Genomic DNA, 7798 nt, shown 5'->3' on the forward strand with positions numbered 1-7798 from the left:
ATCGCCCGACGGGCCTCGGTCGGCGTGCAGCTCGGTTCTTCGCGAGAGACCGCGCGCTCACGACTCCCGCGGTGCGGCCGACAGAATGTCGTCCCACTCGAGGGCGCGCTCGAAACGGAAGCCGTGCCGCTCGTAGAGCCGCCGGGCAGCGCTGCCCTTCAGTACGTCGAGGCGGAAGGGCAGGCCCTGGCGCGCCTCCTCCCGCATCACCCGGCGCAGCACGGCGCCGCCGATGCCGCGGCCCTGAGTGTGCGACGCGAGGTAGAAGTGCTCGATCCAGACAGCGTCGCCCTCGAGTCGGACGGCGATGCTCCCGGCGAAGACGCCGTCGACCTCGATCACCTGCGTCCGCTCAGGCCGGTAGCCCTCGAGGAAGCGGTTCCGTACCCGGTGCTCGTCGTAGCGGCCGAGTGCCTCGAGGGAGGGTCGCATGACCACCGCGCGCAGCTCGGCGATCGCGGTCGCGTCGGCCTGTGTCGCTGGGCGGAGTGTCCAGGTCGGCTCAGCGCCCACGGGGCTTCCTGGTGCGCCGGACCGCGGGCGCCGAGGCCTTCGCGCGGGCCGGCTTCTTCTTCCCGCCGCCCGCGCGCCCGGCCTTCTCGCGCGCCTCCCTGGCCCTGGCCTTCGCCGCCTTGGCCCGCGACTCGACCTTCGGAGTCGCGGCTGTCCCGCGCGTCGTGTTCGCGCTGCGGCCGCGGACGACACCGATGAAGTCCTCGACATCGTCCCCCTTCTCCGCCGTCACCCACGCCAGCCGGACGGACGAGCGCGCGACGCCCGAGACGGGCACCGCGCTGATGTCCTTGCGGCCGTGCACGCGGGCGACGGACTGGGGCACGATGAGCACACCCACGCCGGCAGCGACCTGCTCGACGGCGTCATCGAGACCCGCCATCCGGGGCAGCGGGCGACGCGAGCCGTCGGCGATCTCGGACGCGACGGCGGCCCACTCCGGCACGTCGGCGGGCTCCTGCAGGAGGTGCTCCTCGGCGAGGTCGGCGACGGCGAGCTCCTCGGCCCCGGCCAGCGGGTGCTCGCGCCAGAGGACGGCAACCGGCTGCTCGTCGTAGAGGTGGATCGAACTCAGGGCCGGCGAGGCGAGGCCGCCGCGCACGAACGCGAGCTGCGCGCGACCCGCGAGCAGCGCCTCCTCCTGCTCGCGCTCGGTCACGACGGTGATGCGCAACGGCAGATCGGCGCGCCGGTGGCCCCAGACGCGGGTCCAGGTGGTGGGGGTCACGCCCGCGACGAGGGCGATCGCCAGCGCGGGCCCGGCGGAGGCGTCGGCGCCGTCCGGCACCGTCGCCGGGTGGTCGGGCACCGCCTCCGCAGCCCCCTGGTGGTCGCCGGTTCCGGGGTGCTCGCTCATCCCCCCAGGGTAGGTGCTCCGCGCGGCGCCGGTAGGGTTGCCGCATGGCCAAGGCGACACAGACGATGAAGGCTGCGACCGCGGCGAAGAAGCTACAGGTCTACCTGCCCGCGACCCCCGCAGAGTTCCAGGCGTCGGCGATCACCCGCGAGCAGTACGACGAGCTCGTCGCGAACCCGCCCGCCTGGCTCGTGCAGCTGCGCGAGGAGGGGCCGCACCCGCGCTCCGTCATCGCCTCCCGGCTCAACGTCTCGATCTCGGGCCTGGCCCGCGGCGGCGTCACCGAGGCGCTGACCACTCCCGAGATCCAGGCCCTGCTCGACGAGGTCCCCGAGTGGCTGCGCGTCGAGCAGAACCGCTACGCCGAGGTCCGCCGTGAGCAGGCCCGCATCAAGTCCGAGCGCGCCGCCAGGTCCGCCGACTGAGCCGGGCGGCTACTGGTTCGAGAGGGCGGCGTCGAATGAGGCGGTCGGCGTCGTCCAGCGCAGCGAGCGGATGTAGCCCAGGCCTCCTTCGCGCCGTGCAGTCGGTCCCCGAGCGTGCGGGCGACGCGGGCCTAGCGCTTCGTGTCCTCGGCCGCCCGCTGACGCACCCCCTCCGGCTCGCCGTCACCCAGGTGTCGTCGCGAACGAGGGCCCGGTGGCGGACGTCGATCGGGTCGTCGCAGACGCCTGACCGGCGAGGTGGTTCGAGATCGCGAAGAGCTCGAGACCGTACCGGTCGAGGATCTCGAGCCGCGAGGCGACGTCGGCGTCGTCCTGGTCGGCGCGCTGGAGGTCGAGGTGGACGCTCGAGGCCGCGATCTCGAGACCGTCGTAGCCCCACTCCGAGACGAGGCGGTCCACCTCCTCGAAGGGCAGGTCGGCCCACTGGCCGGTGAACAGCGTCAGGGATGCGTCACGGCGTACGTCTTCTCGTCGTTCCTGCGGCGACCTCCGTCCGGTCGTCGGCGGCGGGCACGGTGACCCAGGCACCGGTCTCCGCCGCGTCGAGGACGGCCTCGGTGATGAGCGCCGCGCGCAGGCCGTCGTCGAAGGTGGGCAGACCCGCGACCTCGTTCCCCGCCACGGCGGCGTAAGTGTCGCGGGCGAACGCCGTGAAGGCGTCCTGATAGCCCATCGGGTGTCCGCTCGGCACGATCGAGAGCCGTGCGGCATCGGGAGCGAGGATCGACGCGTCGCGCGGCACCAGCACCGCGCTTCCACGGCGACCGACCCAGAGCGTCTCCGGCAGCTCCTGCTCGAAGCGCAGCGACTCCTCGAGCCCCGAGACCTCGAGCACCAGCTCGTTGCGGTGCCCCGCGGTCACCTGCGAGACGAGGAGCGTTCCCACGGCGCCGCCCTCGAGCCGCACGATTGCTCCGGCCACGTCCTCCGTCTCGACCGGGCGACCGCCGCGCTCGGCGTGCACGGTGCTCGTGATCGCGGCGAGCGAGCCGATCCGCTCGCCGGTCACGAACTCGAGGAGATCGACGAGGTGCGAGCCGATGTCGCCGAAGGCGCGCGAGCGGCCGCCGACCGCCGGGTCGACCCTCCAGTCGTCGTCCGAGGCGCCGAGCAGCCAGTCCTGGAGGTAGCTGCCGCGCACCGTGACGAGCCGGCCCGTCTCGCCCGCCGCCACCCGGGCCCGTGCCTCGCGCACCATCGGGTGGAAACGGTAGGCGAAGGGGACTGTCGCGACCACGCGGGCCGACGACGCGGCATCGGCGAGCGCCTGCGCCTCCTGCACAGTCGCGGCGAGCGGCTTCTCGCACACCATGTGCTTGCCCGCCTCGATCGCGGCGAGTGCGAGCTCGGCGTGTGTCGCGTTCGGCGTGCAGACGTGCACGACGTCGATGCTCTCGTCCTCGATCAGGGCGCGGGCGTCCGGGTAGGCGCGCTCGAATCCGAGCTCGGCGGCGGCCCGCTCGCCCTTCGCGGGGCTGGAGGAGGCGACTCCCGCCAGGACCGCGCCGGCGCTGCGGGCCGCACGGCTGTGCACAGCGGCCATGAAGCCTCCGCCGAGCACCCCCGCGCGCAGAGGTGCGTCCATCAAGCGAGGGTCGCTTCGCCCGGGTCCCAGTTCTCGGGGAGCGCGGGTCGCGGCGCCACTGTGCTCGTGACGAGCACCTTCTCGCCGTTCTCGGCGGCGTCGAGAAGCGAGAGCATCACGTCCGTGACGTGGTACGCCAGCTCGCCGGAGGCCGCCTCTGGCCGGTCGGCCCGGATCGCGCGGGCGAGCTCGAGCACGCCGGTGCCGCGAGAGGCGGTCGAGCCCGTCGCCGCGATGACCTCGGGCTCCTCGGAGCCGCGGCGATGCAGTGTGAGCTCGCCGTCGTGCATGTTCGGATCGGGGAGGACGAGGGTTCCCTCCGTGCCGTTGATCTCGACGAAGCCGGTGCGCGGCAGACTCGACTCGAAGCTCCACACGCCCTGGGCGGAGGCGCCGGACTCGAAGCGCAGGAGTCCGCCGATGTGCGTCGGGATGGTCACCGGGAACTCGGTGCCCTCCTTGGGTCCGGAGCCGACGATGCGGCTCGCCCGAGCCTGCGAGGAGACCGCGGTGACGCTCTCGACGGGGCCGAGGTTCTGCACGAGGGTGGTGATGTAGTACGGCCCCATGTCCAGCAGCGGGCCGCCGCCCGGCGCGAAGAAGAACTCGGGGTTCGGGTGCCACGCCTCGGGGCCGGGGCCTTGGAACAGGGTGAGTGCCGAGAGCGGCGTGCCGATCGCTCCGCTCTCGATGACGCGCTGCGCGGTCTGCAGCCCGGCGCCGAGGAAGGTGTCGGGCGCGGTCGCGACACGCACGCCCTTCTCCTTCGCCAGGGCGAGCAGCTCGAGGCCGCTCTCGCGGTCGAGCGAGAACGGCTTCTCGGTCCAGACGTGCTTGCCGGCCTCGACCGCGCGGCGCGCGACCTCGACGTGCGCGGCGGGGATCGTGAGGTTCACGACGATCTCGATGCCCTCGTGGGCGAGGAGCTCGTCGACGCTGCCCGAGGCGGGGACCCCGAACGCCTCGGCCTGGGCCTCCGCTCGTTCCACATCGATGTCGGCCACGAAGAGCACCTCGAGGTCCGGGAACACGGTGAGGTTGGTCAGGTACTGCGTGCTGATAGTGCCGGCGCCGATCACGCCGACACCCACGCGGCCCGCGCCGTTCATGCGCCGAGCCCCGAGACGTAGCGGTGAGCCGACCCCAGGCCCGCGAGGCGGTCGAGCGTGGCGGGGAGGTCTGCGGCGAGCGGCTCGCGGAGCTGGACTGAGAGGTCTGAGGGTGTGGCCACCGGCGGGGCTCCTGATCGACGTCGGACAATGGTTTCCCGACCCTACGCCGACTTTTGCTCGCCTACAAGCAAAACTCCTTCGGGAGGGGTACGCGAAGTCGGGGCTCCGGCGCGCAGAAGAGAGGCCCTGTGGTTGACTCTCGCCATGCCACCGGCCCGCCGATCCTCTGTCAGTGCGGTCGGCGAGATGCTGCTGCTCCTGGCCGACGGTGCCCCGCGCACCCGCGCAGATCTGGTCGCCGAGACCGGCCTGCCCCGCGCTGCGGTCTCGGCGCAGCTTGAGGTACTCACCGCCTCCGGCCTCATCGCCCGGCGAGACGACGCTCCCTCCTCCGGGGGCCGACCCGCCGCCCGGGTGGCCTTCGACCCCGACGCGCGCAGCCTCCTCGCGATCGACCTCGGCGCCGCCCACGCCGTGGTCGCGCTCACCGATCTCGACGGGCGCGTCCTCGCCCGGCGCCGCGAGGTTATCGCCATCGCGGACGGCCCGCTCGCCGTGCTCGGTCACGCCCTCGACGTCGCCGCCGCGCTCCTCGGCAGGACGCCCGAGGCCGGGCCGCTCGCCGGCGTCGGAGTCGGAGTGCCGGGCCCTGTCGAGCATGCGACCGGTCGCCCGGTCAAGCCGCCGATCATGCCCGGCTGGGACCGGTTCGACATCCCCGAGTTCATCGCGCGGCGCCTGCCCGTTCCCGTGCTGGTCGACAACGACGTCAACCTGCTCGCGCTCGGCGAGCACGCGGACCACTACCCCGACGTGGACGACCTCCTCTACGTGAAGGTCTCCACCGGCATCGGCGCCGGGATCGTCAGCGGCGGCGGACTGCAGCGTGGTGCGCTCGGAGCCGCGGGCGACCTGGGCCACGTGCAGGTGCCGGGAGACCGCGGCGAGGCCGACCTCGAGGCGATCGCGAGCGGCTCGGCCATCGCCCGCCGCCTCGCCGAGGCGGGCCGCGACGCCTCCTCCACCTCGGACGTGGTGACCCTGCTGACCGCGGGCGACCCGATGACCGTCGAGCTCACCCGAGCAGCCGGCCGCGACATCGGCGAGGTCCTCGCCACCTGCGTGAACCTGCTCAACCCCTCCGTGATCGTCATCGGCGGCAGCGTCGCAGAAGCGAGCCACGAGGTCCTCGCCGGCGTGCGCGAGGTGGTCTACCGCCGCTCCCTTGCGCTGGCGACCCGCTCCCTCGACATCGTGCAGGCCGCGGCCCAGGGCGGAGGCGTGCGCGGCAGCGCCCTGATGGTGCGCCGCCACCTCCTCTCGCGCGCCCAGGTCGACGCGTTCCTCGCCGCCTGAGGCGCCGGCCGCCTCGCGGATCGACACGGACGCGCGGCGTGCCGATTCGGCGCTGCGAGCGATCGAGCAGAGAATGAATCGGTGCCCGATCTGCAGCTCTCGTTCCCCTGGGAGACTCAGCCCGTCTTCGTGGACGCCGAGCCCCCGCACCTCCGGAGGGTCGTCGCCGACTCCTCGGACCGCGTCGCCTGGCTCCGCGCCCGCTCCCGCGGCATCACAGCGACCGACGTCGCCCGCCTCTCCTCCCCCGCCGCGATCGGTAGGGCGGCGCTCGACAAGCTCTACGGCACCGGCTTCGGCGGCAACGCCTTCACCGATCACGGCCGTGCCCGCGAGCCGGAGATCGCCGCCTGGGTGCGGAGCGAGCACGCGATCGAGCCCAGCAGCACCCTCTTCCACGCGAGCCAGGAGCGCCGCCACCTCGCCACCCCCGACGGCATCGGGCTGCGCGACGACGGACGGCTTGAGCTGTGCGAGATCAAGACCACGACGAAGCCGTGGCGCAGCATTCCCCGCCACTACCTGCGCCAGGTGTTCTGGCAGCAGTACGTCCTCGGCGCCGAGCGGACGCTGGTCGTCTGGGAGCAGCATCGCGACTTCGTGCCGATCGACGACGAGCCGCAGTGCCGCTGGGTCGACCGCGACGAGAACGAAATCCACGTGCTCGTCCGCCTGGCCGGGATGCTGATGGCCGAGCTGCACGAGAGAACCCGCGCGGCGTGCGGTGACCGTCCTCCTCCTGCACGGCCTGGGCGGCGACCGCTCCCAGCCGCTCGGGCTGCTGCGATCGGCGCTCCCGGTCGGCTCCGAGGTCATCGCCCCCGATGTCCGCGCGCACGGTGCCTCCGAGGTCGAGGGCGCGCCCGGAGACTTCGCCCTCGAGTCTCTGGCGGACGAGGTCACCGAGGAGGTGGTCCGGGCCGGAGCCGCGCACAAGCCGCTCACGGTGCTCGGCATCTCGATGGGCGCCGCCCTCGGCCTGCGGCTTGCCGTGCGCCGGGTGCTACCCATCGACCGAGCGGTGTTCGTCCGCCCCGCCTTCACCGCCGAGCCGCTGCCCGAGAATCTCACGGTGTTCCCCGTGATCGCTCAGCTCCTGCACGATCACGGTCCGAAGCGCGGCGAGCGGATGTTCCGCGCCTCCGGGCTCTTCGCGCGTGCCGCCGAGGTCTCGCCCGCGTCCGCGGAGGTGCTCACTCTGCAGTTCCGCTCTCCGCTCGCGCAGGAACGCGCCGTCCGCCTGGCCGAGGTCCCGCGCAACGCCGCCTACCGCGACTCCGCCGAGCTCGGCGAGGTGATCGCCCGCACGCTGGTGATCGCGGCGGAGCGCGACCCGGTGCATCCGGTCGCGGTCGCGGAGGCGTGGGCTAGCGCTCTCCCCGGCGCGGACCTCGAGCGGGTGCCGTCGCGCGATGAGGGTTTCGCGCAGCAGCAGGACCGGATCCGCGGCCACGTGCGCGACTGGCTCGGGCAGCGCTGAGCTCCTCGACGGCGAGCACCAGGCCCACGGCCGCCAGCCACAGCACGGCGATCGCCGTCGCGACGAACTCGAGCGTGCCGCCGAGCGGGAGCCAGACCCGCAGCAGCGACAGGATCCCTCCTGTGCCGGCGACCACCGCCACCGCGATCCCGGCCGCGAGCGACAGGCGTGCAAGAGCAGGACGCTCCCGTGTCGTCGCCAGCTGGAGCATCGCGACGCACGCCGCCGCGAAGCCGAGCACAGCGGCGGACGTGTGGATCAGGTCCTGCCAACTGAAGGCCGGACCCACCGGCAGCGGGCAGCCCGCCGTGCACGTCACCTGCGAGGCCAGCGCGAAGCAGGCCGCGGCCAGGAGGATCGCCGCGGCCGGCGGGAGCGCGCTCAGCAGGC

9 protein-coding genes and 2 pseudogenes are annotated in these 7798 nt (G+C 73.3%); 4 read left to right on the forward strand and 7 right to left on the reverse strand.

The window, feature by feature from the left end:
- Positions 1–57: 57 nt before the first annotated feature.
- Both ACH61_RS16660 and ACH61_RS18065 read right to left on the reverse strand, forming a co-directional pair.
- Positions 58–513, reverse strand: a complete 456-nt coding sequence (locus ACH61_RS16660; protein WP_068207758.1) for a GNAT family N-acetyltransferase — start codon at positions 511–513, stop codon at positions 58–60.
- Positions 503–1369 (reverse strand): LysR substrate-binding domain-containing protein, encoded by an 867-nt coding sequence (locus tag ACH61_RS18065; RefSeq protein ID WP_082844925.1) that lies wholly within the window; start codon positions 1367–1369, stop codon positions 503–505. Before ACH61_RS18065 ends, ACH61_RS16660 begins: the two co-directional genes overlap by 11 nt.
- 44 nt (positions 1370–1413) lie before the next feature.
- Between ACH61_RS18065 and ACH61_RS01565 the strand changes: the two genes are divergently transcribed.
- Positions 1414–1794, forward strand: coding sequence for a DUF5997 family protein (locus tag ACH61_RS01565; protein WP_068207759.1), 381 nt, complete (start codon positions 1414–1416; stop codon positions 1792–1794).
- Between the two features lie 134 nt (positions 1795–1928).
- On the opposite strand, the pseudogene ACH61_RS01570 reads toward ACH61_RS01565, so the two are convergent.
- From ACH61_RS01570 to ACH61_RS18785, 4 genes and pseudogenes are all read right to left on the reverse strand, one after another.
- Positions 1929–2259: pseudogene (locus ACH61_RS01570) on the reverse strand (sugar phosphate isomerase/epimerase); the annotation flags it as partial.
- A 7-nt stretch (positions 2260–2266) separates the two neighbouring features.
- On the reverse strand, positions 2267–3400 hold the full coding sequence (locus ACH61_RS01575; protein ID WP_068207761.1) for a Gfo/Idh/MocA family protein: 1134 nt from the start codon (positions 3398–3400) through the stop codon (positions 2267–2269).
- Positions 3400–4509: a Gfo/Idh/MocA family protein gene (locus ACH61_RS01580; RefSeq protein WP_068207762.1), complete on the reverse strand. Its 1110-nt coding sequence runs from the start codon at positions 4507–4509 to the stop codon at positions 3400–3402. Before ACH61_RS01580 ends, ACH61_RS01575 begins: the two co-directional genes overlap by 1 nt.
- Complete coding sequence (locus ACH61_RS18785; RefSeq protein ID WP_269085047.1) at positions 4506–4631, reverse strand: hypothetical protein; 126 nt, start codon at positions 4629–4631, stop codon at positions 4506–4508. Before ACH61_RS18785 ends, ACH61_RS01580 begins: the two co-directional genes overlap by 4 nt.
- A 145-nt stretch (positions 4632–4776) precedes the next feature.
- On the opposite strand from ACH61_RS18785, the gene ACH61_RS01585 reads away from it, so the two are divergent.
- The 3 genes and pseudogenes from ACH61_RS01585 to ACH61_RS01595 all read left to right on the forward strand — a co-directional run bounded on the left by ACH61_RS01585 (position 4777) and on the right by ACH61_RS01595 (position 7408).
- Positions 4777–5928 (forward strand): ROK family protein, encoded by a 1152-nt coding sequence (locus tag ACH61_RS01585; protein WP_068207765.1) that lies wholly within the window; start codon positions 4777–4779, stop codon positions 5926–5928.
- 129 nt (positions 5929–6057) lie between these two features.
- A pseudogene (locus tag ACH61_RS15960) lies at positions 6058–6639 on the forward strand (YqaJ viral recombinase family protein); the annotation flags it as partial.
- 13 nt (positions 6640–6652) lie between these two features.
- Positions 6653–7408, forward strand: coding sequence for an alpha/beta fold hydrolase (locus ACH61_RS01595; protein ID WP_068207774.1), 756 nt, complete (start codon positions 6653–6655; stop codon positions 7406–7408).
- Here the strand turns inward: ACH61_RS01595 and ACH61_RS19200 are convergent.
- Positions 7296–7727, reverse strand: a complete 432-nt coding sequence (locus tag ACH61_RS19200) for a DUF998 domain-containing protein (protein ID WP_413784015.1) — start codon at positions 7725–7727, stop codon at positions 7296–7298. The two genes, ACH61_RS01595 and ACH61_RS19200, sit on opposite strands and share 113 nt — an antisense overlap.
- Positions 7728–7798 lie beyond the last annotated feature (71 nt).

This window comes from Rathayibacter tanaceti, from assembly GCF_001634385.1.
GTDB classification, from domain to species: domain Bacteria; phylum Actinomycetota; class Actinomycetes; order Actinomycetales; family Microbacteriaceae; genus Rathayibacter; species Rathayibacter tanaceti.

Coding starts and splice junctions, on each gene's coding strand:
- ACH61_RS18065 (WP_082844925.1), bottom strand. CDS start 1,369: ATGAGCGAGCACCCCGGAACCGGCGACCACCAGGGGGCTGCGGAGGCG.
- ACH61_RS01565 (WP_068207759.1), top strand. CDS start 1,414: ATGGCCAAGGCGACACAGACGATGAAGGCTGCGACCGCGGCGAAGAAG.
- ACH61_RS01575 (WP_068207761.1), bottom strand. CDS start 3,400: ATGGACGCACCTCTGCGCGCGGGGGTGCTCGGCGGAGGCTTCATGGCC.
- ACH61_RS01580 (WP_068207762.1), bottom strand. CDS start 4,509: ATGAACGGCGCGGGCCGCGTGGGTGTCGGCGTGATCGGCGCCGGCACT.
- ACH61_RS01585 (WP_068207765.1), top strand. CDS start 4,777: ATGCCACCGGCCCGCCGATCCTCTGTCAGTGCGGTCGGCGAGATGCTG.